Origin of the sequence: Paeniglutamicibacter gangotriensis Lz1y, assembly GCF_000348945.1 — a bacterium.
GTDB classification, from domain to species: Bacteria; Actinomycetota; Actinomycetes; order Actinomycetales; family Micrococcaceae; genus Paeniglutamicibacter; species Paeniglutamicibacter gangotriensis.
Window position 1 is genome coordinate 74088 of sequence record NZ_AOCK01000010.1, and the last position, 23999, is coordinate 98086.

Genomic DNA, 23999 nt, shown 5'->3' on the forward strand with positions numbered 1-23999 from the left:
GCAAGCCAGGTATCACTACTGAATTCCCATGAATTCCGTCAAGACCTCGATGCGCCGGAACCGGGGACCCCTTGTTGAAGCGGAAACGTTAATCTCTGGTGCTCCCACAAAAAGAGGCAGGCACCGAACGGGATCAAATAGCTCCCCGTTCGATGCCTGCCTCTGGAACAACGCAGGGCGCGTGTGCCCATACCCCCCACGGGGCACACGCGCGTCTAGTGGGTGCCGATGGTGCCCTCGGCGTCGCCGAGCACCGCATGCAGGAAGTCCTTGGTGCGCTGGTGCTTCGGGTCACTGAACATCACGGACGGCGGAGCCTCTTCAACGATCTTGCCGCCGTCGAACATCAGCACGCGATTGGAAACGTCGCGGGCAAATTGCATCTCGTGGGTGACGATCAGCATCGTGATGTCGGTGGTCTCGGCAATGTTGCGCAGAATACCCAACACTTCGCCAACGATCTCCGGGTCCAACGCACTGGTGACCTCATCAAGCAACAAGATCTCCGGATCCAGGGCCAGCGCGCGGGCGATGGCCACACGCTGCTGCTGTCCACCGGAGAGCGAGGTGGGGTGCTGCTCCGCCTTGTCCGCCAGGCCGACCTTTTCCAGCAGTTCCATGGCCCGGGTGGTGGCCTCGGCCTTGGACTGGCCCAACACATGCACCGGGGCCTCAATGATATTTTCGAGCACCGACATGTTCGGGAACAGGTTGAACTGCTGGAAGACCATGCCGATCCGTTTACGGATGTCCTTCTGGTCCTTCTTGCTGCGGGCCACCCGCTTGCCGCCGCGTTCCTCGTGGGTCAGCGGCTGCCCGTCAATGAAGATGTAGCCGTCGGTGGCCTCCTCGAGGGTCATGACCAGACGCAGGATGGTGGTCTTGCCGGAGCCCGAGGGCCCGATCAGGGTGACACGGTCACCCTTGGCAACGGAGAAGTTCAGCTCGTGCAACACCAAGTGGTCGCCGTAGGACTTCTCGATGTCGCGGAACTCGATCACGGGGGCCGTGGTGGCCGCCGGGAGGGTTGCGGAATCAGGTGTTGAAGGCAAGGCGCTTTTCCAATCTGCCAATCAGGAGTGAGGTCGGGTAGCTGGCCAGTAGGAAGATGATTCCCACCAGGGTCAGCGGCTCGATGTAGCGGTAGGTGTTTCCGCCGAAGATCAATCCGGCGTTGACCATCTCCACCACGCCGATGACCAGCAGGAACGGGGTGTCCTTGAACATCGACACCGCGTAGTTGCCCAGCGCGGGAATGGTGGCGCGCAACGCCTGCGGGATGATGACAGCGGTCCAGGTGCGCCGGGTGGACATCGACAGCGCGGTGGTGGCCTCCCATTGGCCCTGAGGCACCGCGTCGATTCCGGCCCGGTAGACCTCGGACATGTAGGTGGAGTAGTGGATGCCGAAGATCAGGATGCCGATCGTGATCCCATCCAGCGACAGGAACGCGTAGTACGCGAACAAGAGCTGGACCACGATCGGTGTCATCCGAATGAAGTTGGCAATCCACTTCACGGTCACGGCGATGGGCTTCGGAGCCAGCCGCAGGGTCATGGCGATGACCAGACCCAGAAGGGCAGCGATCAATGTACTGAGGACCGTGACCAGCAAGGTGACCTTGAGGAAGGTCGACAGCAGCGTGGGAAGAACATCCCAGGTGGTGTCCCAGTTCCAGTCCAGGGCGGTGGTGATCGAAATCATTAAGCTCCTCCTCCCGGGGTGGCCGTCGCGGGCGCGGGGCTCAGGACCGACTTCAACGTGATGCCTTGGCCGAGCCGACGCTTCGCGCGGCGTTCCAGCGCGTTCATGATGAACGTCAGGATCAGCGCAATGACGAAGTAGCTCAGCAGCCCGATCACACCGTAGGAGAACACGGTATCGGTGACGCGCTTGAGCTGGTCCAGGTGGTAAGTGAAGTCGGCGATCGTAATGAAGCTAACGATCGCGGTTCCCTTCATCAGGTGGATGAGCAGGTTGTTCAGGGATGGAATCATCAGGGCCCATGCCTGCGGGAAGATCACCCGGCGCATCCGCTGGAACGATCCCATACTCAGGGCCGTGGTGGCCTCCCACTGGCCGGTGGCGACCGAGTTAATGGAACCACGAACGACCTCGGCGCCGTAGGCACCGTAGTTCAGGCCCAAGGCCAACACGCCGACCACCAGCGGGTGCATGTCCACACCAAGCAGCGGCATCACGTAGAAGAGCCAGAACAGCTGGACTACCAGCGAGGTACCGCGGAAGAATTCAATGATGATGCGCGCGGGGATGCGCGCGGCTTTCGAGGGATGGGTGGCCGCCAGACCAAGTGCCACCGAGAGGGCGAATGCGGCGAGCCCGCCCAAGACGGTGAGTTGGACGGTCACCGAGATTCCGTCCAGCAGCCGCGGCATGGCCTCGACTAGCGCCGCAAGTTTTTCGTCCACAGGTGCTGGACTCCTTTTATATCGTCGTGTCACCGGCCGGAGCCGGGAGCCCGCTGTCGCTTATCGGCGAAAGCGGGCTCCCGGTACGGCTACTTGGCGGGTGCGCCCTTGCAGAGTTCCTCGGTGGTGAGATCCTTCGGAGGAAGGTTCTCGGCGGTGAATCCGTACTCACCGACGACCTCGAGGTAGGACTCCTCCGATTCGGTGATCTTGGCCAGGCCCTCGTTGTAGGCCTCGCGCAGCTCGTCATCGCCCTGGGCGAAGACGGTGGAGCCGGCGCCGATCTGCGGGACCCCGTCGATCTCCTGCACGAAGGCGTCGGTGGTCTCGACGTTGGCATCCGGGTTCTGCTCGGCCATGAAGTTCAGCGAGATCGCGGTCATCGCGAAGGCGTCGGCACGACCGTTGTCCACGGTGTCCATACCGGTCTGTGCATCGGGAACCGACTGCACATCCAGGTCCAGTGCCTTGGCGTATCCGGCCTCGATGCCACCGGCCAGTACGGCCAGCTTGATCTTTTCCCCGGCGTCGATCTTTGCCTTGACCGAATCAAGATCGGTCAGGCCCTTGGGGTTGCCCTTTTGGACCATCAGCGTGGTGGTGTACATGATCTCCGGGTCAGCGAAGTCGGCGTTGGCGCAACGATCCGGGAGGATCGACATCCCGGCGCTGACCGCGTCGGAACGACCGGCGGTTAAACCTGGAATCAAACCGTTCCAGTCCACCAGCACGGTGTTGACCTCGGCGATACCCATGTCGCCGAAGATCTTCTTGGCTAGGGCGATAGTGGCGCCGGTGGCCTCGCCGTTCTCTTCGTAGGAGTACGGGGCTTCTCCGGCGATAGCGACGGTGATGGAACCCTTGTCCTTCAGCGCCTGGAGCTTTCCTTCGCCGGCCGGTGCGGCGGCGGAGCCGCCCTCGGACTCGGTGGTGGTGGTTCCGCCACAGGCGGTCAGGGCCAGTGACAGGGATGCAAGGACTACGCCTGCGGTAAGCATGGGACTACGGCGGAAGCTGCGCTTCATGGTGAACCTCTTTCGGGGTGCGATGGCCAAGCCGCCTCGTGCACCGAATCCTGTCCAAGGAACGGCACCCGTGTAAGGCAGACCCGACCCGATCGTGGTGAGTGGTGTTGATCCGTATGGTGTAGATCACCGTAGTCACAAAAGAATCAATTGACAATCCGACTTTCCGGACGTTGGATTGTTGACTAAACCATGGGAAACTCGAGGAACGCGCTCGAATTACGCTAGATAACAACGAAGTGAGGCTTCCGGCGTCCCGTGTTTTTGCCGCAAGCACCGTACCCCGGGCGTAAATCACGTTTAAGTTACGATTGGGGCCGCCGATGTCGCTCCGGGGTAGGGAAACTGCCACCGCGGCACCGGTCCACGACGAATTGGAGTACCCATGATCATCGGCCAACCATCTTCTGCATCAGGGATGGCCCGGGTGCAGCGCTCCTCGACGATCGACCTGATCACCCACCAATTGCGCAAGGCCATTTACGAGGGCTTGCTGATGCCCGGCAGCCCGATCCAAGAGGCGCAGGCGGCCAAACAACTGGGCGTGAGCCGTGGGTCGCTGCGCGAATCTGCTCAACGATTGGTGCAGGACGGCCTGCTGGTGTCCAGCCCCGGGCAGGGGATGAGTGTGGCCCGCGTCCGCCCATCCGAGCTCAAGGAACTCTACGCAACGCGTCTGGTGGTGGAGGCCGCGGCCATCAGGGTCATCGCCGGCCTGCCCGAAGCCGAGCGGGCGCACCGAATGGAAGCCGCCATGGCGGTCTTGGCCCGGCTCGAACGGTTTGCCGCGAGCCCCGAGGCGCTGGACTCCCCGCGCTCCATTGGTGACGCCGACCTAGACTTCCACTATGAAACGGTCAGGGCCGCCCGAAACCTCCGTCTGGAGAAATACATGGCCACGCTGGCCGTGGAAACTCGCCTAGCCAGCCTGGGCAGTCCGGCAGGTTACATCATTCGCACCGATGTGCACCGTGCCCACAGGGAACGCTTAGAGGCAGTGCTTGCGGGCGACGGAGAGGGCGCGGTGGAACTACTGCGACATCACTTCCGCGACACCATCGACAGGCTCACCGGCGCCCTGCGCACACCTGTGGCCACCGCTCTGGTGCCCGTCGATGAATCCGGGCACGAACTGGGGCCCATCGGTTCCTAGCTCGGACTAGCAGCCTGATGTCCGGGAGGCTGCCGGAACAATCCCAAGCAGGTGGCCGCCAGCGAGTCTCGCCTACGCGGAGGGCTGCTTCCTGGCGATTGGAGGAGTTCGCCGCGCTTGTCTCAAAATGCCTGGGATCTGCGACTCCAGGCACGTGCGAGTGGTTCCGTGAAAACTGGTTGCCGGTTCACGGCGGTTGAACTGCGGCCGAGTGGTCTTTCGGACAGTCGGGGGAGCCGGCCGTTCGCAGGTAGGGTTCAGCGACCGGCTTCGGACGATGGTGCTACGCGCCCTGCAGGTCCTGGATGAAAGCGTCGGCCCGGCTGAGGTTCAGGGCCAGCTTGTCGCGCTTTGCGTTGGCCTGGTCAATGAAGTCTGCCAGTCTGGCCCTGGCCTCCGCATTCTTCGTGTCGCTGGCCAGGGTGTCGACGGTGTCCAGTAGCTCGCCCATTTCCTCCAGGGTGAACCCCAGAGGTTTCATGGACCGGATCACCAGCATGCGCTGCAGGTCGGAGTCGGTGTAAATCCGGAACCCGCCCACGCTGCGCGTGGTTGCAGGCAGGAGGCCCACTTCGTCGTAGTGGCGGATGGTGCGTTGGGAAAGGCCGGTGGCTTCGGCCAGATCTCCGATGTGCATTCTCTGCCCCTCGTCCGCCGGGGGTGGGATGTCAGTCATGGGGTTCTCCTGCTTCCTAGATCGTCAACTCTACCCTCACGTTAGGGTAGAGTTCTTTTTGTTCGGTGCTCCACTGCGGCCATTACCCGACGCTGTCTGATACTTCCATGCCAAGACGCGCCGACCTCATATCATTTCATGTCGCCGAGCGCCCGAGAGCGCCCAATTCATTGTGAACGGAGCCATCAATGGCCACGAAAACCACCGCGGGGCACCTGCTCCTAACCCCGGAGGAACGCCAATCAGTCCTGCGCGCCCTCAAATCCCCGCTGCTGCTTAAGGTCGAGGTCCTCGCCGGACTGGTCGTAGCCCTAGCCCTGATCCCCGAAGCCATCGCATTTTCCATCATTGCCGGGGTCGATCCGCGCCTCGGACTGTTCGCCTCCTTCACCATGGCCGTGTCCATTGCGTTCCTCGGCGGACGGCCGGCCATGATCTCCGCGGCCACTGGGGCCATTGCCTTGGTCATTGCCCCTTTGGTGAAAAGCCACGGCGTGGACTACTTCATTGCCGCCGTAATCCTGGCCGGCATCTTCCAGGTCATCCTCGCGCTGCTGGGGGTTGCCAAGCTGATGCGCTTCATTCCCCGGCAGGTCATGGTCGGATTCGTCAATGCCCTGGCCATCCTGATCTTCATGTCCCAGGTCCCCGAGCTGCTCGGCGTCCCGTGGCTCGTTTACCCGCTCACCGCCTTGGGCCTGCTGATTGTATTCGGGCTGCCCAAGGTCACCACGGTGGTTCCCGCGCCCCTGGTTGCCATCGTCGTGTTGACCCTCATCACGGTCCTGGCTTCACTGGCCGTGCCGACCGTCGGGGATAAGGGGGAAATGCCCGAAAGCCTTCCTTCCCTGTTCCTGCCGAACGTCCCGCTGAACCTCGAGACCCTGCAGATCATCTTCCCCTACGCGCTGGCCATGGCTTTCGTGGGCCTGCTCGAATCCCTGATGACCGCCAAGCTTGTTGATGACGTCACCGACACGCGCTCCAACAAGACCCGCGAATCCTGGGGCCAGGGCGCGGCGAACATCATCACCGGGTTCTTCGGCGGCATGGGCGGTTGCGCGATGATCGGCCAGACCATGATCAACGTCAAGGCCTCCGGGGCCAGGACCCGCATTTCCACCTTCCTCGCCGGGGTCTTCCTGCTGATCCTGGTCGTCGCGCTGGGCGACATCGTGGCGCTGATTCCGATGGCCGCGCTGGTGGCCGTGATGATCTTCGTGTCCGTGGCCACCTTCGACTGGCACAGCATCAAGCCCTCCACCTTGCGCATGATGCCCAAGAGCGAAACCACCGTCATGCTTGTCACCGTCGTCTTCACCGTCGCCACGCATAACCTGGCCATTGGCGTCGGAGTCGGGGTGCTCACCGCGATGGTTCTGTTCGCCAATCGGGTCGCCCACCTGGTCACCGTGGAACGACGCTTCGAGGAACACTTCGGCGAGCAGATCGCCAAGTACGAGGTCAACGGGGAACTGTTCTTCGCCTCCTCCAATGACCTCTACACCCAGTTCGACTACGCCGAGGACCCCGTCAGGATCGTCATCGACATGTATAACTCGCACCTGTGGGATGCCTCCACCATCGCCTCGCTGGATGCCATCACCGCAAAATACGCGAAGTATGGCAAGACCGTGGAGATCGTGGGCCTGAACGCCGCCAGCCTGAAAATGCGCGAACGCATGGGCGGGAAACTTGGTGGAGGCCACTAGCCATATGCCGTAGGGTTGAAGAAAGGTGAGCCGGGAAGTCTGGTCGGCAATGTAATTGTCGAACCCACTGTAAGGACCTATTTTCCATGAGCACCAACGCTCCTTCCCCACGTTCCCTGATCGGGCGCGGCAGCTACCTCGAGGCCCTGCGGATCGGTGAGATCCTGCGCAAGGAAACCGTCGGCGGCATCCTGTTGGTCATCGCCGCGGTCATCGCCCTGATATGGGCCAATTCTCCCGCGTCCGAGAGCTATTTCGCCCTGCGTGACTTCAAAATCGGCTTTGAGCCCTGGCACCTGGAGCTGAGCCTGGGGGCCTGGGCCGCAGACGGCCTGCTGGCAGTCTTCTTCTTCATGGTCGGACTGGAGCTCAAACGCGAAATCGTCGCCGGCGACCTGCGTCAGATCAGCAAGGCCGTCGTCCCGGTCGCCGCGGCGGTGGGCGGCGTCGCCGTTCCAGCCCTGATCTATGCGGCCATCAACTGGGGGAATCCCGAGACCATCTCCGGCTGGGCCATTCCCACCGCCACCGACATCGCCTTTGCCGTGGCGGTGCTGGCGGTCATCGGCTCCCACCTGCCCACGCCGCTGCGTATCTTCCTGTTGACCCTGGCAGTGGTCGACGACCTCATGGCCATCACCATCATCGCCTTCTTCTACACCGATACGATCAACACCACCGCGCTGCTGCTCACCCTCATCCCGCTGGCGCTTTATGCGTTCCTGGCCCAAAAATACCGGCGCCTCTTCGGGATGAAGTCGGCGGCCGCCTGGTTCATCCTGCTGCCCATCGGCTTCGCCGCTTGGGCACTGCTGCACGCCTCAGGCATCCACGCCACCGTCGCCGGTGTGGTCTTGGCCTTCACGATCCCGGTCCTGCACAGCACCAAGCATGGAAAACACACCGGGGGGCCAGGTCTGGCCGAGATCTTCGAACACCGCTTCCGCCCGCTTTCGGCCGGATTCGCCGTGCCGGTCTTCGCGTTCTTCTCCGCCGGCGTCGCCGTGGGCGGGCTCGACGGCCTGGCCTCGGCGCTGACCGACCCCGTGGCCATCGGCATCATTGTGGCACTTGTGCTCGGAAAACCGATCGGCATCCTGGCGGCAACGTGGCTGACCTCCAAGTTCACCAAGGCCACCCTGGACCCGGAGCTCAAGTGGGTGGACCTGCTGGGGGTGAGCCTGCTGGCAGGCATCGGCTTTACCGTCTCGCTGCTCGTGGCCGAACTCAGCTTCGGACTCGGAAACCCCGCCAACGACCATGCGAAGGTCGCCATCCTCGCCGCCTCCATCCTGGCCGCGGTACTCGCCTCGATCCTGCTCGGCAGCCGGAACAAGCAATACAAAAAACTGCAGGCCCAGGAAGCCGTCGATGCGGACGCGGACGGCATTCCGGATGTCTACCAGCAGGAGCAATAGAACCACGCAGGCCCCATGCACGTGGAGGCAATCCTTTCGGCATCTTTCCCCCGATGCCCAAGACTCAAGAGGCCGGTGCACGGGGGCGTCGATCAGCGAACGAACCCCACGGCGAGCAACCATTCGACGGCCACCTGCAACGAAGCGCAGCAGCACCCGTACGCGGATCCTTCCTCTTCGCTGACGGTGACTCATGACAAACCGGACCGGAAGCTGGTTCTGGAACCGTTGCGCGCCACCGGTGCCGTGGCCATCGCCGGTGGCCGCGCGTCCCTGAGCCAGGGCATGGGGCCCGTCAACGACGCGGAACAGCAGAAGACCCTTGACGCGGGGCTGGACGTGGATCGGTTCCCGGGCACCAACAACTTGGTCTCCGGGAACACTGCTACGTCGCGGCCACCGGCATCACCGATGAGGAGCTGCTGCGCGGAGTGTGCCACGAGGTCGTGCGGGTCACCACGCAGTTGATCGTGAGGCGTTCCGCTTCCGGGACCTTGCGCGTGCTCGACGGCGAACACCTGAACTCCACGTGGGACACCGGACCGCCCCCCGATCGGCTCAACCATCGAGCCTCACCCGTCCGGCTCTCCCCGCGCTCTGCGACAGTGCTGGCGTTCCCTGCCCACCGCATTTCTGGCCCTCCAGCGTGACTCACAACGGCCAAAACAACCTGCCATTTTCCGCTGCGATTCACCCGGCAGATGCGACGTGACATGTTCCAGGTGATAGATGCCCGATCGGCATGAATATACGACAACTCTCACCGGGACATTTTGGTAGGACTCAGATATACGCACACCGCCCGGGGGAAACAACAGGCAACGGCACCGAAAGCAAAGTTCCATGGGGGCACCATGCAGTAGCCGGAGAACCTCCCGAACTAGGACTCCTTGCGGCGCCCGCCCAGGACCATTGAGGCCAGCGCCATGGCCCCGGTGACAGTGAAGACTGCCGGCCACGCACCAATCTTCTTCGCCAGAGGGTGGGACGCGCCGAAGGCCGCAAAATACGTAACCGTGAGGGCTGCTGCACGGGAACTTCCGGCGTCGTTTTTCCAGACCGTGAAGGCGGCCAGACCGCAGGCTGCCAAAATAGCGCCGCCTGCCTGCCGGTTGCCTGTGTCGCGGGCAACCTTGTAGCCGAGCAGGAGGCCGGTCTTGGCCAATCCGGTCGAAATAATGCGGGACATCCCCAGTCTCCTTCGGTACAGCGGATACGCGTCGCCATAAGCATAGGTTCGGCGCGAGAGAACGCGCGTGAAAAATCGCTGCGTTCCATGGAAATTTCCGGCCAACCACTGACCTGTGCCCGAGACCTCGGTGGCAGGTCCGCAGTGGCCATGATGCGCGAAGGATCGCCGTGAACCAGGTGTAGGCCATCACCATGACTCGCGGCCCTCGGCTGCGAAACTGACAAGCGGGCAAATCTCCAGGGAACAGCCACCCGTTGGGGGTCGGTCGTCGCGGCCCCCAACGCCCCGGCGCCTTAAGGTCTCGACCGGCCGAGGGTCTTCAGGCAAGAAAACGGAGATTCGCAACCCCTGCTGCTCAGGACCCGGGTTAGTGGCTTTCGTCGTCCTGCGGGGTGTGAACCACCAGAACGGGGCATTTGGCGTGTGCGATGCAGGAAGCGCTGACCGACCCAATCAACAGCTGGCCCATTTTTCCATGGCCGCGTCTGCCCACGATGAGGAAATCCGCGTTCCTGCTGGCTTTGACGAGTGAAGTTTTCGGATTTCCTTGCACCAGACTGATTTGGAGGTTTGGCGGCGTCTCGGGCCCGAAAACACTTCTCACGGCCTGGGTAACGACCTTTTCGGCACTTTCCCTGAATCCATCGATGCCCATCACCACGTAGCCGTCGTACATGCGGGGGTTCTCCCAGCAGCCGATGGCCTCGATGCGGGCGTTCAAGGACGTTGCCAGGTACCGGGCCTGTCGGAGGGCCTCGAGGGAGGCGTCCGAGCCATCCACGCCTACGACAATTGTCGGTGTTCCAGATGTCCGACCCATGTAGATCTCCGATGCCTGGTGGTTGGTTATTCCACATTACTCGTGGCGCCCCTCGGTGCGTAGAGCAGCCTCCCAAAGATCGAAGATATATGCCTGGTGAGTGCCCCGCCGGCCTCCAGTTGAGGGTCGGCAAGAGGCCGGCTCGACGACCATCACCAGGGCGAGCCGAGAACCGTCCCCGGCGCCTGCATCATCGGTAGTGCCGCCCATATGGGGCCGGGCGTGGGCGCGAGCGGGCGGGTGACTGCCACAAGAAGGACTATTCGTCGACGGCAGCCACTCCGGCGAGCTGTTCCAAGATGTGCACTCCGGCGGCGAGACCGTTCTCGGAGCGGATTGCGGCACCCAGTTCGGCTGCACGGGTGGCGTAGGAGTCGGTGTGGACGAGGTCGCCCAAGCGGTCGGCCAGGCCCGTGCCCAGTTTCCTGGCAGCCAGCGGGGAGGGGCCGGCGCCGAGCGCGTGGATGCGCGCGCCCCAGAACGGCTGGTCACCCAGGAACGGCACGATGAGCGTCGGCCGCCCCGCACGGAGGCCGGCCGCGGTCGAGCCCGCACCGCCGTGGTGCACGACCGCCGCGACGCGCTCGAAGAGCCATTCGTGGGGTGCGCCTTCCAGCACCAGGACCTCGTCGGTCCCGGCTTTGCCGGGGGTGATGCCGCCCCACCCGGTCGCGACGATCCCGCGCAGGCCATGAACCCGCAGCGCGGCCAGGATCGCGTCCCGGCGCTTATCCGCTCCCTTGCCGAAGCCCATGGAACCGAAGCCGATATAGACCGGAGGATCGCCCGCCGCGAGGAAATCCATCAGGTCCGCGGGCGGCTTCCAGGCGTCCTGGTCACCGTGTTCCGGGAACCAGTAGCCGGTGACGTGGGCGGAGGGCGGGTAATCATCGGGGACCGGCACCACGTGCCTGCTGTACGGGTACAGGACGTGGACCGGACTGCCGTCCGGATTCCGGAGCGGGTCCGCGAGCCGACCGATGCGACCCAGACCGACCTCGCGTCGGAAGTCGTTGATCATGCCGCCGTACATAAGTCCGGCCGCCCGTCTGAACCCGTAGGTTGCGCGGTTTCCCCAGGCACCGAAGGAGGCACCGCCGAAGAACGGCATCGCGTGTGCACGAGTGGGGGTGAAAAATGGCAGTGGGAGGGACAGCACGCCGGGCACGCCCAATGCCTCGGCGATGTGCGCCCCGGCAAGACACTTGGGGTGGTAGACGAGCACGTCGGGGCGCGCCGCCTGCGCGGCAGCCCAGCACTCGGCGTTCAGCTCGCGCATCGCGGAGGTCATGATCCGCAGGGTCCGGAGTGCATCGAGGGGACCGCTCAACTCGGGCATGACCTCCCGAAGCAAGCGCAGCATCGTGGAACCGGCCTGGTGGTGCGTGATGGTCCCGGGACCGGCGTGCTGCACCAGATCCGCGAACCCGGAGGGGACCGCGAGGGTGACGTCGTGCCCGGCGCGGGCGAGCGCACCGGCCAAGGCGGCGTAGGGCTGGATGTCGCCACGGGTACCAAACGACATGATCAAGACATGCATGGCAGGTTCCTCCGGACAGGATCCGTGGTCGCCCGTGTATGGGGCGGTATCGCCGCCGACCAGGCTTCCCGGCACACCGCCCATGCTACTACTCCCACGGCTGCGAGGAGCCCCCGGCGATCCCCGGGTTTCGGCGATCTGAGGCCATCCAGCCTGCTGGGCCAGCAGGCACCCGTCGGCCAACCGGCGGTGCTCGAACCCCCGAATAACGCCCGGAAGGTGATGGCCGAGCGCGCCGAGGTCTCGCTGGTGTGTCCCCTATACATGCCCAGCTCCGGTTTCACCTGCGCGCCGAGGTGCCAGCGCCTGGCCAGAATCCAAGGGATCTTCATCGCTGAGAAGAATGCTCAGTGAGTCGGCGAGATGCCCTAGATCCGATGGCCTGGCAGTATCTTCCATGACGAACCGGGAGCTTTTTGGCCGGCGATTTTTCGCGGGGTCTCTCACCGGTTTCGGCCCAGGGCGCATCCTGGGGCCTGGGATGGCGTTGTGGTCGCGGTGCTGGCATCGGGCGGGTGCCCCTTTACGCTGCGGGGCCGCCGCTGACTGACCCGAGGTCTGTCCCCGCGCTGCCAACCGGGAAGATCGGAGCCGCGTACGTGGTTGTACCCGGGTGGCAAAGGGCCAGAATCGCAGTCCAGAATGCTGCCATGTCCCGCCTGCCTTCCGATAGAGCCATCGAATCGTTGCCTGCAGCGGTTTCCCGATAAGCTGGAAACCATGAGTGCACCATTGAAAGTCGCCGTGCTCGGCGCATCCGGACGAATGGGAGCCGAGGCCGTCAAGGCCGTTGGCGCCGCCAACGACATGGAACTGGTGGCCACGCTGGGCCGTGGAGATTCGCTGGAGATCCTGCTCGAGACCGGGGCCACCCACGTGGTGGACCTCAGTGTCCCGGCAAGCACCGAAGCCAACGTGCGTTTTGCTGTTGAGCACGGAATCCACGCGGTGGTGGGAACCACCGGCTGGGACGATGCCAAACGCGAATCCTTGACCGCCTTGCTGTCCAAGAACCCCGAGTCCGGTGTGCTCATCGCCCCCAACTTCGCCCTGGGATCGGTATTGGCTTCCGCCTTTGCCGCGACCGCGGCACGCTACTTCGAATCGGTGGAAATCATCGAATTGCACCACCCGAACAAGGTTGATGCCCCCTCGGGCACAGCGGTGCGCACCGCCGAGCTGATCGCCGCCGAACGTGCGGCCGCCGGCGTGGCACCGAGCCCGGATGCCACCGAAACCCAGCTCGACGGCGCACGCGGCGCCCTCGTGGACGGGGTGCATGTGCACTCGGTGAGATTGCGCGGCCTTGTCGCCCACCAGGAGGTCCTGCTCGGAGGGGAAGGTGAGCAACTCACGCTGCGCCACGACTCCTACGATCGTGCCTCCTTCATGCCCGGCGTCCTGCTGGGCCTGCGCACCGTGGCTTCGCGCCCGGGGCTGACCTACGGCCTTGACGGCTACCTCGAGTTGGGACGCTAGAAACAGTATGAAAACTAAGATCTGGGTCGGCGCCATTCTGCTGCTCTTCGCGTTTTACCTGGTGGTTGCCTTCGGTTCGGCGATCCGCTTTATCTCGGCCGAGGAACCGGTTGCCAAGATCATTGGTGTCGCCGCCCTGGTGGTCCCGTTGATCGGCGCATGGATCTTGATCCGCGAGGTGCTCTTCGGGGCCCGTACGCAGAAGATGGCCTCGATTCTGGGCGCCGAAGGGTTGCTGCCCGAGGACAACCTGCCCCGCACCCCGTCGGGACGCATCATCAAGGCGGCCGCCGATGAGGACTTCGTCCAATACAAGGAAGAGGCCGAGGCGAACCCCACGTCGTGGAAGTCTTGGCACCGCCTGGCCCTGGCCTATGACGCGGCAGGGGACCGACGTCGCGCCCGTGAATCCATGCGCACAGCCATCGGGTTCTACCTGGAAAGCTCCAAGACTAAGGCCTAGAAACCAAGGCTTTTACCCAAGAGAAGGGTTGCTGCTCTCGATTCAGAAATGAACGAAGAGCGGCAACCCTTCTCTTTTTGTGCTGAGGCACGTCTCTGGGTGCCGAGCAACATGTCCGCCTCCGAGCTTTGCGCACCTCTTTTCCGCGTTTAGAGCCACTGTGCCAGCTGGTTGCTGACCTCGTTTGCCCATTGTTTGATCCGCGGATACGTGAAGGTCAGTTGGTGGCCACTCGCGGGGGAGAAGATGGGTGCCGCTGGCTCGCAGCCGAGCAAGCTGCACCAACTCAAGGAGAGTTCCCCATGGATTTTGACCGCAGACGAATGCTTACGGGCTCGGCCGGAGTAGGCGCCATCGCATTAGCCGGACTGGTGGCCAAGCCCGCCGCGTCTGCCGCCTCGGTGATCCCGGCGGGCCGCAAACTGCCTAACGCCCCGAAAGGTTCCGCGGACAAAATCGCTGGCGATGAGAAGTACTGGAAGCAGGTAGCCAAGCACTTCGAAATGACCGATGCGACGGTCAACTTCGAAAACGGCTACTTCGGGGCGAACCCGAGAAACGCTCGGACCGCTTACGCTCAGGCGACAGCGCGGATTCAGGAAGAAAACTCCTGGTTCATGCGCCGCGAATTCGGAACCGAGGCATCGGCGGTGCGCGAACGAATCGCTGCCGAGCTGGGCTGCTCGGTCGATGAGATCGCCGTGACCCGAGGTGCCACCGAGGCGCTACAGGCCATCATCGGTGGGTACAACAAGCTCGCTCCGGGCGATGCCGTCGCCTACGCGGACCTGGACTACGACTCGATGCAATATGCGATGAACTGGCTGCGCGACCGTCGTGGCGTCGAGGTTATCCGCACGGCCATCCCCGAGCCAGCCACTCGCCAGTCAGTCTTGGACTACTACGAGCGACTGCTCACCGATCACCCCAAGATCAAGCTCCTGCTTCTCACGCATGTCTCGCACCGCACCGGGCTGGTCCCGCCGATCGCTGAAATCTCCGAGATGGCCGCCGCACGAGGCGTTGACACCGTGATCGATGCCGCCCACTCCTGGGGCCAGCTGGACTTCAACGTCGCCGATTTGAAGAGCCCATTCATCGGATTCAACCTGCACAAGTGGATGGGTGCCCCGCTGGGGGTAGGTTTCCTCTACATTCGCAAGGATCGGCTGGCAGATATCGACAGGCATTTCGCTGACGAGGACTACGGCACAGACGATGTCCGCTCGCGGATCCACACCGGCACGACCAATTCCGCGAACCTCCTGGCTGTGCCCGCCGCGTTGGACTTCCACCGTGCGGTGGGCGCCGCGAACAAGCAGGCCCGCCTGCGGCTGCTCCGAGACCGCTGGGTGCACCAGGTCCTCGACGTGCCAAACCTGCAGATCCTCACACCCGAGGATCCGAGCATGTACGGCGCCCTGACCTCATTCCGGATCCAAGGCAACACCACCTCCGCGCAGTCCACGGCCATCACCAAGTACCTGAGCGATGAGTGGGGCGTCTTCGCCGTCCGCCGTGGCGGAGTGGAACGTGGCGAAGTCATCCGCGTGACACCCGCTTTGTACAACACGATGGATGACGCAGACCTCTTTGCCCGCGCCGTGCGTGCCGCCGCCTCGAAGTTCTGAGGTGCTCGCTGCCCCGATGGCACCCGATGCGACAGTCGCTAGTGGCACGCCGTCCATCTCGCCAGCGTTTGGGTCCATGCCGCCACGATAGATAAGCAAGGACGGATTCATGTATCTGACGGCAACGTGTCGGCGCTCGACAGTCCACGACTCCGCGTCCTCCCATGGCACTGTCACGGGAGCGACAGAACAGAATTCTGGAGGTGGGCGACCATGAACGAACCACTGCTGATGACCCTTACCGTCGCCACGTCAACATGTTCGGCGATCGCTGGGGGCGTGTACTTCGCCTTCGCCGCAATCGTCATGCCAGCATTGCGCAGGGCGCAGCCCCATGAAGCGGTGTCAGCGATGCAGTGGATTAATATAGCAGCCGTCCGCTGGCCCTTCATGATCATCTTCTTTGGTTCCCTGATCGGCTCCGTGGCCTTGGTGGTCATGGAGATGGCCGCCGGTAACTGGGTCCCGGATGCCATAGTTCGCGTCATCGGTGCAGCCTTGGGAATCGCGGCCTTCAGCATTACCGTGCTGGGCAATGTCCCACTGAATAATCAACTGGCTAGCGAGGCTGGAAGCGGTTCGGCTGCTGATAGCTGGAAATCGTTTCACATCCCGTGGCACCGGTTCAATCTTGCCCGCACCATCCTCTCGACGGCCGTTCCCGTGGTACTCGGCTACTCCCTGGTGATTTAGAGGCGTTAGCTCTACCTCGCCACCTGCAGCGAGGAAATATTGGGGCCAAGTCTGGCAAAAGAAGTGACCGAAAACCTCAAGGCTCTTCGAGGAGTCGACTCGTAGGGTCCGCTGCCTATTGAGTATGTGGGCTCGGCCCTGTTCTTTCGTGCAGCAGGCGCCCGGAATCTGGGTGCTTGCCTCCGTTTCCCGAGGGTGAGTAAAGCAAAAGGCTAGACGTGAGTCACCTCATGGTCTTGGATGGTTCAATGCCCATCAAGCGCGGACCAGGGCGGGGTTCAACCCCCATTCATGCCCAGTTCACCTTGAAATGATCAGATCTGTTCGGGCTATACACCGTGCGCTACAGCGCCACGGGACAACCATGAGCTAGGGGAAATCCATGAAGAACCGCGCAACTATTGCGTTGGCCACCGCGACCATTGCGGCCTCAATGGCTTTGGGGGCCATGGCTCCGGCCACTGCGGCCGTTACCCAGGTGACCTCCATCGAAAAAGTCCAGGGCACGGGAACAGCCAGCGAGATGGTCGGCCAACAGGTCACCGTTCGCGCGGTGGTAACAGGCGCCTACTCCGAGGGCGGCTTTCGCGGCTTTTACATCCAAACCGCGGGCAGCGGCAGCGAGATTTCCCCTGAAGGAAGCTCGGGAATCTTCGTATACTCACCCAGCGGCGTGGACAAGGTTGCCGTGGGTGACCACGTGCAGGTCAGCGGAACGGTTAGCGAATACTTTGGGCTGACCCAGCTCAGTGCTTCGGGCTCCGGCATTGAGTTGCTCACCGAACCTGCAGCTGCCATCAAGCCGCTGGCCCTGGAGATTCCTTCCTCGGACAATGAGCGTGAGCGCTTTGAATCGATGCTGATCGATCCGCAGGGACAGTGGACAGTTGCCGATAACTACTCGCTGAACCAGTACGGCGAAATCACCCTGGCGCATGGAACCAGTGAGATCCTGCCGGGGGAGCGGACCCTGCGTCAGGCGACCGATGCGTTTGCACCGGGCAGTACCGAAGCCGTGGCCCTAGAAGCGGAGAATCAAGAGCGCGCGCTGCTGCTGGATGATGGTGCCACGGTGAACTTCCTGGGTTCGAACACCAACAAGTCCATTCCCCTCCCGTATCTCTCGGCCGATCACCACGTGAGCGTCGGTGCCGCCGCCACCTTCACCGGTCCGGTCATCATGGACTATCGCTACGACCAGTGGCGGGTGCAGCCACAAGGCCAGGTTGTCGGTGCCGAGGATGCCGACATTCCGGCTGCCTTCGCCCAAGTCAAGGATGCCGGGCCCGAGGCCGTGGGCGGAAACATCAGCGTTGGCAGCTTCAACGTCTTGAACTACTTCACCACCACCGGGGACCAGCTGAATGGTTGTAGTTACTACACCGACCGCGAGGGCCAGCCGGTCACCGTGCGCAGTGGGTGCGACGCCCGCGGCGCCGCCAACAGCGAAAACCTCGCACGCCAGCAGGCCAAGATCGTCTCGGCCCTGAACAAGTTCGACGCCGACGTCGTGGTCTTGGAAGAGATCGAAAATTCCGCCCGCTTTGGGTTGGACCGCGATGACGCGCTGGCCACCTTGGTGGATGCGCTGAACCAGGCTGCAGGAACGCAGCAGTGGAAGTACGTACCAAGCCCCTCATCGGTTCCGGCCGACGAGGATGTCATCCGCACCGCGATGATCTACAAGGCCGACGCCGTGAAAACCATCGGTAAATCGACCATCTTGGAAGACCCAGCATTTTATAACGCCCGCGAACCCTTAGCGCAGGCCTTCCAGCGTGTGGGTGGCAACTCCAAGACCCGCTTCCTGGCGGTGGCCAATCACTTCAAGTCCAAGGGATCGGATCCCCAGGACGGTTCGGACAACGCGGATAAGGGAGATGGCGCAGGGGCATGGAATGCCGCGCGTGTTGATCAGGCAGAGGCCCTGGTGCGGTTCGCCCAGGGACTGAAAAAGAAGCACAACACCAACAAGGTGCTGTTGGCCGGCGATTTCAACTCGTACTCCGCCGAGGAACCGATCCAGGTTCTGGCTCGGGCCGGATACGTGGATCTGGGAGCCGACGCGAAGACCCGGAGCTACCTCTTTGCCGGGCGCACCGGCTCGCTGGACCACATTTTTGGTTCACGCGAAGTGGCGCAGCACGTCACTGGCCAGACCATCTGGAACATCAACGCCACCGAGTCCGTGGCATACGAATACAGCCGCTTCAACTACAACGTGGCCCAGCTGTTTGCCCCGGACCAGTTCCGCTCTTCGGATCACGACCCGGTGCTCGTGGGGCTGCAACTGAACAAGAAGTAGGGACATGGCCAAGGGGCCTGTGGATCACAAAGATCCACAGGCCCCTTGGCCATGCTGATGCCAATAGATCAGGTCAAGGACGGATCGCGGCTGATACCCGGGCCCTTGATCAGTGGTTTCGCACGAACGAATGCAACACGGACTGACTAAGCTGGTTTCATGACCAAAATCCTGCACCTGACCGAAACCGAGTCATGGGAGGCTGCCCAGGAAGCTGGTGTCTATCGGCAGTCGACCCGTGGTGCGACGCTCGCCGAGGTCGGCTACATCCACTGTTCGTCCGAAGACCAGCTGCCTGCGGTCGCATCATTTATCTACGCCGATTATTCCGGGGAACTGGTGGTGCTGGAGCTGGACGCATCCGCGATTTCCGCCGCGGGCATCGAGATCCGCTTCGAGGATGGCGGGACCGGGGAACTTTTTCCGCATTTCTACGGTGAGCTGCAGACCGAATGGGTCAGGGCCACACACCGGGCAACCATGAGTGACGGGACGTTATCGGTACCGGACATCAACAATTTGAGAGGAACCACGCCATGAGCGCCCAGCGTTCCGAGGCCAACGGTATGACTCACCGCAACGGAAGACCGCTTGCCACGTGGATCCTGATGCTGAGCGCCGTGGTCATCACGCTGCTGCTGCCTGACTGGCGAGGAACCGGGGCACTGTTGCCTGCAGGGTTCATGGTGGTGCCCATACTTCTCGGTTTGGTGGGGGCCTGGCTTGCCCACCGTGCGGGGCGACTCGGTTGGGCCATCGCCTCGGGCGTCCTGGGTCTGGTACTGGTTCCGGGCCTGATCCAGACCATCACGCTGATTTCCGGTCCCTAGCCCACCGGGCCGGGGCGGTCGCACCATCGAAGAGCCGGAGCTGAGTGGGTAGTGTGGCAGGCATGGGGATGAATGCGGGGGAAATGACCATGATTCGTGCTCTACGGGCCGATGAGCAGGAGCTGCTGGCGCGAGCCACCTTGGGGAACATGAACTGGGCGGGTCCACGGTACACACTCGACCAGGCGATGGCGGTTCCCGCCATCGCGCACTACTTCACGTGGTGGCCCGGGCCTTTCGATTTCGGCCTCGTCGCGGAGGACGCGCAGGGGGTTGCCGTGGGTGCCGTGTGGCTACGTTACTTCACCGCTGCAGATCCGGGGTTCGGTTTTGTTGATGCCTCGATCCCCGAACTATGCGTCTGGGTTGCCGAGGGGCAGCGCGGCCTCGGCCTCGGTACTCGTCTGATCACCGGGATCTTCGAACATGCCCGATCCAGGGCGTTGCCTGCCATCAGCCTCAGCGTCGAGACCGGAAACCCTGCACGATCCCTCTATGAACGACTCGGGTTCGTTCCCGCCGGACCGTATTTCGACGCTGGCACCCTGGTGCGACACCTATAAAGCGGTCTCGGTCCCTGCCATGCCCCGGGGAGTGGCCACGTTGGTGGACGTCCTCCTGTTCCCATGAGGCTGGTCCACGGGATGCGGGCCCATCCGTTCCTTCCGCGGCATTTCTTGGGAACGCTATGTGACGGGCTCTCGGCCGAGAAGATCCAAGGCAGTCCACCGGCACCCGTCCGATAGCGGTCCGGGGCGGGGGCACTTGTGGGCGAAAAACTCGGCAATGCTGGGGTCGGCCACCACAATGCCAACGATTTAGGCAGGTGTGCACGGACAAGGCGGTGAACTGGGCTCAGGAGTCGGTTTCCTTGGGATGGCTCGTTGAACATCGTGTGATGATGACAGTTCCGGTGCCTTTTTCTTTTTTCGACGCCGGTACAACGATGTACCAGATCCGGCCGCCATCCGTGACCTTGTACTGCCATTGAACGTAGCTATGCTCGCCAAAGTTCGCTGAGCCGAAATGTTTGCCTTTTAACGGGTAGCAGCGCTCCGAACTTTCCTCGCGGTGTCGTACGAGGTGATCCCACGCGTCGGCTAAGGCATTGTTTGCCGTCGCTTTGAAATCGGACCATCCCTTGCTGGCAGCAGTGGAACCGAACCTCAGTGTGTATTCCGTGGTTTTTGAAGGTCGCAGAACCTCCATGTCCTTCTTCGCCATCATGCGCGGGGGGCCGGGACCAAAGCTTTGTCAGAGGCAAGGAAGTCTTTATCGATAGCGACCGGTTCGAGTCCGAGGGCATATGCTTCGGCGGTCCCCTCCCAAGAGTTCAGCAGCTCGGTCACTCGGCCAAACGCGCCAAGCTTGGCACTGGCGCGCAGAAGTCGAAAGTAGCTGCCGACGAATTCCCGGCGCTCGTCTACAGGGAGGAACTCAATCCACGGGTATTCGTCCGCGAGACTGTTGGCCATCCGATCGCAAGTCGCGTCGTCAAGGCTGGCTGCTATGAGTCTTGCGAGATGTTCCAAGGCCTCACGGCTCTCGCTATTCTGGCTCACTCGCGCAATGACAAGGTCTTCGGCACCGCGGCGGACCAAACGAATTTCACCCTGCTCCAACTTCTCAATGACACTATTTGGGTGGCGTAGAAAAGTTGAGAAGTTTTCGGTTCGCGTTGGGGGAAGAATTTTTGCAGCACACATAACTCAATAGTTCATGACTAGTTCAAATGTATCAAGATTCCTTGCCTCAGGAGATATTTGGAGGTGCGTGCCAGGGGCTCTGCAGGCAGTCCCGGAGCCGGCGGGCCAGACAAAGGCTTGCGACTTCCTGGTGCGTTCCAAGCCTCAACGTCGCATCCGTTCGCAATCGCTGAACGTCGTAATGGTGCTGGATGAATGATCTTGCATGGGACGGATAGCCCAATGCCAGGGACCTCGGTGGGGTACCAACATCGCTTGCCGGCGGTGGCGCGACGATTCCGGGAAGGCTCGCACGAGGTCCGCGCCGTGAACGCCTGAACATCTTGGGCTGGAACGCGGCTCGGCACTGGGGTTTGTCCACGATCGTGGACCTGCGCTGCGGCTATGAGTCCGGAGCCCAAGCCGCTGATCCCGTCGTCCCGGCCGAAGCGCTCGCCGGGGTCACGATCCGACAGGCGCCGACCGAGGGCCACGAAGACCCCGAGTTCCGTCAGACGTGCTTCCCGATCCTGGATTCGCCCGAATACTGGAGCCACAACTGGCGTCTGCAGCCGCATTTGGTGAAGGCGGCACATGACGCCATTGCCACGGCCATCCCGGGCGTGCTGGTCTACTGCAGTGCGGGGCGGGACCGCACTGGGATGATCTGCGCATTGCTTCTGGGCAACGCCGGCGTGGAGCCAGTTCTCGTGGCCGCGGACTACGCCGCGTCCGTCCGCGTCATGGCCGGTGTTGCGAACCATTCACCCACGATCGACCAACAGGCCGAATGGACGAGGAATCAGGTTGATTCCGGGTTGGCGGACAAGTTCCCGCTGGTTCGCGAGGTTGCCGGGGGAGTCCAAGAGATCTTCGATGTGCTGAAGGTGGGCATGGCGACACGGGAATCTTTGCGCTCGCTGCTGGTCGACCCGTAGCTGCTCGTGTCCGAATCACGGTAAGCGATGGACCGCCGGAAGTTCGGCGACGGTGGGAAGCCAGAAATCGCGCCGCCAGGTTCGATCGTCAGACCACGGCCCGAGCATGGCAGTGCCCCTGTTCAGCCTTTGAAGGGTCCGTCGCCGAGAAGCTCCGCGGCGGGGAGCTGCTCATCCGGGGCGTCGAACGTCATGTAGTCCACCGAATGCAGTAATCCGTCCACCGCCCAGAGGTTCAAATGGCCAAGGGCAGTTTCTCCATCGAGGACCTCCACTGTTGCAAACGGCCCGCCCGAACGTTTGGGAATTCTTGGAAGATCCAGCTCTTCGGGCACGTCGATAAGGAAGCATTCGCAGTCATCGAATTCCAGTCCGCCCCAGCGGGCGTGGGCCAGCTGTTGGCGCGCCTCGCTGGTTCCGCGCCAAGTGCCCGAGCACAGTATGTCCAGCAGTGCGCGTTCACGGGGGCTCAACGGATCACCGGGCACCCGGAGGGGATGGTGATTCATGGCACCAGATATCTTGGTCGTGGATGTCATCAATCATGATCTTGCCACAAAGCATTGCGGTCCGCGGCGGGATTCCGAATCAAGGATCGAAGGACGGTGCTACGCGCTGCGCCCCAGCGTCCGGAACACCGAATGAACCAGCGCCTCCAGCGGAGCACGCCGACCCATGAACTTGAGCACCAGCCCAAACATCAGGCAACCGACCGCGTGGATTGGCTTGGTCGCGTCTGGCCCGCCACGGACAAGCGTGGCCGAAAAGGCAAGGGCGCTCGCCGAGATGAAGGTTTGCTTTCCACCTCAAGAATCCCCCCATCGTGTGCGTTCCACGGGCACGCCACAATGTGTGTATTCGAACGCGTCTGATTATTTGTAAGGCGGATAGTTAGCATACGCATGAGGCGGTTCCGCAAATATTGAGATCGACACAGAATGGTGGTGAGGCTCACAGGGAGCGCTCGTCGACCTGAAAGGCGTATCCATGGAACGTCCACTTTCCCATCTCGCACACCTCGAAGTAACAAGCCCCGATGTCGAGGCTTCCGCACGCTTCTATGAGGAAAAATTCGGGATGCGCATCACCGAACGCGCCGACGGAAATGTCTATCTACGCTGCTGGGGCGACTACTACCGCTACAGCCTCGTAGTGGTTCCCGGCGACGTTGCATCACTTGCCCGCATGGCATGGCGCACCAACAGCGCAGAAGCGCTCGAAGCTATCGCCGCGCGGATCGAAAAGAACGGTGTACAGGGCACCTGGAACGAGGGCGGCGTCGGTTACGGCCGCGCCTATGAATTCACCGGCCCGTTTGGGCACCACATGCGACTTTTCTATGAGGTCGACCGTTTTGAAGCCGACACCGAATTCGCCTCGATCTATCCGGACCGCCCGGAGAAGCGCAGCAGCCACGCAGCGGCCCCGAGGTTCCTCGACCACGTGACCGTGGCCGCCTCCGATGTGCGGGCCTTCGCCGACTGGCACAACAAGGCCATGGGCTTCCGCGTCATGGCCTTCACCGAGCTGGAAGAAGCCCCCATTACGGTCTTCTCCGTGCTGACCACCAACGAAAAGTCCCACGATCTCGGCGTCGTGATGGACACCTCCGACACCGCCGGCCGCGTGAACCATATCGCCTTCTGGGTGGACACCACCGAAGACCTGCTGCGCACCGCAGACGTCATGATGGAAAATGGCACCCCCATGGAATACGGCCCGTCCATCCATGGCATCGGCGAGCAGAACTTCTTGTACTTCCGCGAGCCAAGCGGCCTGCGTGTGGAGCTGAATTCCGGAGGCTACCGCAACTACGTCCCGGATTGGGAAGCCAAGACCTGGACTCCTGCCGAGGGCTCTAACAACTTCTACCGCAACGGAGCGATGCCACACTCCCTGACCGAATCCTTCCCGCCCGCTGACGGTTTCACCGCAACCGAAGAAGGTGCCTCGGATGAAATGAAGGCCGAGCTGCTCAACCCCTACGCGAAGCAAGGGCGTGGCTAAGAC

Annotated in this window: 23 protein-coding genes and 2 pseudogenes; 14 read left to right on the forward strand and 11 right to left on the reverse strand. The window is 62.5% G+C overall.

Annotated features, from left to right (window positions below):
* Positions 1–215: 215 nt before the first annotated feature.
* The 4 genes from ehuA to ehuB form a co-directional block, all read right to left on the reverse strand.
* The gene (gene ehuA, locus ADIAG_RS15490) at positions 216–1052 is read right to left on the reverse strand and encodes an ectoine/hydroxyectoine ABC transporter ATP-binding protein EhuA (RefSeq protein ID WP_321162833.1); all 837 of its coding nucleotides are present in this window, start codon (positions 1050–1052) and stop codon (positions 216–218) included.
* Positions 1036–1704 carry an ectoine/hydroxyectoine ABC transporter permease subunit EhuD gene (ehuD, locus tag ADIAG_RS15495; protein ID WP_007272364.1) on the reverse strand — a complete coding sequence of 223 codons (669 nt, stop codon included), beginning with the start codon at positions 1702–1704 and terminating at the stop codon, positions 1036–1038. The genes ehuA and ehuD overlap by 17 nt, the downstream gene beginning before the upstream one ends.
* Positions 1704–2429, reverse strand: a complete 726-nt coding sequence (gene ehuC / locus ADIAG_RS15500) for an ectoine/hydroxyectoine ABC transporter permease subunit EhuC (RefSeq protein WP_007272365.1) — start codon at positions 2427–2429, stop codon at positions 1704–1706. Before ehuC ends, ehuD begins: the two co-directional genes overlap by 1 nt.
* A gap of 89 nt (positions 2430–2518) precedes the next feature.
* Complete coding sequence (ehuB, locus tag ADIAG_RS15505; RefSeq protein ID WP_007272366.1) at positions 2519–3454, reverse strand: ectoine/hydroxyectoine ABC transporter substrate-binding protein EhuB; 936 nt, start codon at positions 3452–3454, stop codon at positions 2519–2521.
* A gap of 385 nt (positions 3455–3839) precedes the next feature.
* Here ehuB and ADIAG_RS15510 point away from each other — a divergent pair, with 385 nt between their 5' ends.
* Positions 3840–4607, forward strand: coding sequence for a GntR family transcriptional regulator (locus ADIAG_RS15510; protein ID WP_007272367.1), 768 nt, complete (start codon positions 3840–3842; stop codon positions 4605–4607).
* 283 nt (positions 4608–4890) lie between these two features.
* On the opposite strand, the gene ADIAG_RS15515 is transcribed toward ADIAG_RS15510, so the two are convergent.
* Positions 4891–5283 carry a helix-turn-helix domain-containing protein gene (locus ADIAG_RS15515; protein ID WP_007272368.1) on the reverse strand — a complete coding sequence of 131 codons (393 nt, stop codon included), beginning with the start codon at positions 5281–5283 and terminating at the stop codon, positions 4891–4893.
* A 188-nt stretch (positions 5284–5471) separates the two neighbouring features.
* Between ADIAG_RS15515 and ADIAG_RS15520 the strand changes: the two genes are divergently transcribed.
* The 3 genes and pseudogenes from ADIAG_RS15520 to ADIAG_RS22690 all read left to right on the forward strand — a co-directional run.
* Positions 5472–6995: a SulP family inorganic anion transporter gene (locus ADIAG_RS15520; RefSeq protein WP_007272369.1), complete on the forward strand. Its 1524-nt coding sequence runs from the start codon at positions 5472–5474 to the stop codon at positions 6993–6995.
* An 86-nt stretch (positions 6996–7081) separates the two neighbouring features.
* Complete coding sequence (gene nhaA / locus ADIAG_RS15525; RefSeq protein ID WP_007272370.1) at positions 7082–8413, forward strand: Na+/H+ antiporter NhaA; 1332 nt, start codon at positions 7082–7084, stop codon at positions 8411–8413.
* A gap of 386 nt (positions 8414–8799) precedes the next feature.
* A pseudogene (locus ADIAG_RS22690) lies at positions 8800–9063 on the forward strand (hypothetical protein); the annotation flags it as partial.
* Positions 9064–9293: 230 nt separating this feature from the next.
* On the opposite strand, the gene ADIAG_RS15535 reads toward ADIAG_RS22690, so the two are convergent.
* The 3 genes from ADIAG_RS15535 to ADIAG_RS15545 all read right to left on the reverse strand — a co-directional run bounded on the left by ADIAG_RS15535 (position 9294) and on the right by ADIAG_RS15545 (position 11965).
* Positions 9294–9602: a hypothetical protein gene (locus ADIAG_RS15535; RefSeq protein WP_007272373.1), complete on the reverse strand. Its 309-nt coding sequence runs from the start codon at positions 9600–9602 to the stop codon at positions 9294–9296.
* A 370-nt stretch (positions 9603–9972) separates the two neighbouring features.
* Positions 9973–10425 (reverse strand): universal stress protein, encoded by a 453-nt coding sequence (locus ADIAG_RS15540; protein ID WP_007272374.1) that lies wholly within the window; start codon positions 10423–10425, stop codon positions 9973–9975.
* Between the two features lie 259 nt (positions 10426–10684).
* Positions 10685–11965: a glycosyltransferase gene (locus ADIAG_RS15545; RefSeq protein ID WP_043475386.1), complete on the reverse strand. Its 1281-nt coding sequence runs from the start codon at positions 11963–11965 to the stop codon at positions 10685–10687.
* 720 nt (positions 11966–12685) lie between these two features.
* Here ADIAG_RS15545 and dapB point away from each other — a divergent pair.
* The 8 genes from dapB (at position 12686) to ADIAG_RS15595 (ending at position 19929) form a co-directional block, all read left to right on the forward strand.
* Positions 12686–13444, forward strand: a complete 759-nt coding sequence (gene dapB / locus ADIAG_RS15555; RefSeq protein ID WP_007272376.1) for a 4-hydroxy-tetrahydrodipicolinate reductase — start codon at positions 12686–12688, stop codon at positions 13442–13444.
* Positions 13445–13451: 7 nt separating this feature from the next.
* On the forward strand, positions 13452–13907 hold the full coding sequence (locus tag ADIAG_RS15560) for a tetratricopeptide repeat protein (RefSeq protein WP_007272377.1): 456 nt from the start codon (positions 13452–13454) through the stop codon (positions 13905–13907).
* Between the two features lie 302 nt (positions 13908–14209).
* On the forward strand, positions 14210–15538 hold the full coding sequence (locus ADIAG_RS15565) for an aminotransferase class V-fold PLP-dependent enzyme (RefSeq protein ID WP_007272378.1): 1329 nt from the start codon (positions 14210–14212) through the stop codon (positions 15536–15538).
* A gap of 213 nt (positions 15539–15751) precedes the next feature.
* A complete protein-coding gene (locus tag ADIAG_RS21030; RefSeq protein ID WP_007272379.1) occupies positions 15752–16231 on the forward strand; it encodes an anthrone oxygenase family protein in 480 nt (159 codons plus the stop codon).
* 382 nt (positions 16232–16613) lie between these two features.
* Complete coding sequence (locus tag ADIAG_RS15580) at positions 16614–18536, forward strand: ExeM/NucH family extracellular endonuclease (protein WP_007272380.1); 1923 nt, start codon at positions 16614–16616, stop codon at positions 18534–18536.
* Positions 18537–18695: 159 nt separating this feature from the next.
* The gene (locus ADIAG_RS15585) at positions 18696–19076 is read left to right on the forward strand and encodes a DUF952 domain-containing protein (RefSeq protein ID WP_007272381.1); all 381 of its coding nucleotides are present in this window, start codon (positions 18696–18698) and stop codon (positions 19074–19076) included.
* A complete protein-coding gene (locus ADIAG_RS15590) occupies positions 19073–19366 on the forward strand; it encodes a hypothetical protein (RefSeq protein ID WP_007272382.1) in 294 nt (97 codons plus the stop codon). The genes ADIAG_RS15585 and ADIAG_RS15590 overlap by 4 nt, the downstream gene beginning before the upstream one ends.
* Before the next feature lie 83 nt (positions 19367–19449).
* The gene (locus tag ADIAG_RS15595; protein WP_200859407.1) at positions 19450–19929 is read left to right on the forward strand and encodes a GNAT family N-acetyltransferase; all 480 of its coding nucleotides are present in this window, start codon (positions 19450–19452) and stop codon (positions 19927–19929) included.
* 292 nt (positions 19930–20221) lie between these two features.
* Here ADIAG_RS15595 and ADIAG_RS15600 read toward each other — a convergent pair whose 3' ends face one another.
* Positions 20222–20575 carry a hypothetical protein gene (locus ADIAG_RS15600; RefSeq protein WP_043475393.1) on the reverse strand — a complete coding sequence of 118 codons (354 nt, stop codon included), beginning with the start codon at positions 20573–20575 and terminating at the stop codon, positions 20222–20224.
* Between the two features lie 14 nt (positions 20576–20589).
* The gene (locus tag ADIAG_RS15605) at positions 20590–21072 is read right to left on the reverse strand and encodes a hypothetical protein (protein WP_007272385.1); all 483 of its coding nucleotides are present in this window, start codon (positions 21070–21072) and stop codon (positions 20590–20592) included.
* Between the two features lie 233 nt (positions 21073–21305).
* On the opposite strand from ADIAG_RS15605, the pseudogene ADIAG_RS15610 reads away from it, so the two are divergent.
* Positions 21306–21989 (forward strand): annotated as a pseudogene (locus tag ADIAG_RS15610) (tyrosine-protein phosphatase); the annotation flags it as partial.
* 122 nt (positions 21990–22111) lie between these two features.
* Here ADIAG_RS15610 and ADIAG_RS15615 read toward each other — a convergent pair.
* Positions 22112–22498, reverse strand: coding sequence for a hypothetical protein (locus ADIAG_RS15615; protein WP_007272387.1), 387 nt, complete (start codon positions 22496–22498; stop codon positions 22112–22114).
* 478 nt (positions 22499–22976) lie between these two features.
* On the opposite strand from ADIAG_RS15615, the gene ADIAG_RS15620 reads away from it, so the two are divergent.
* On the forward strand, positions 22977–23996 hold the full coding sequence (locus tag ADIAG_RS15620; RefSeq protein ID WP_007272388.1) for a VOC family protein: 1020 nt from the start codon (positions 22977–22979) through the stop codon (positions 23994–23996).
* Positions 23997–23999: the final 3 nt, after the last annotated feature.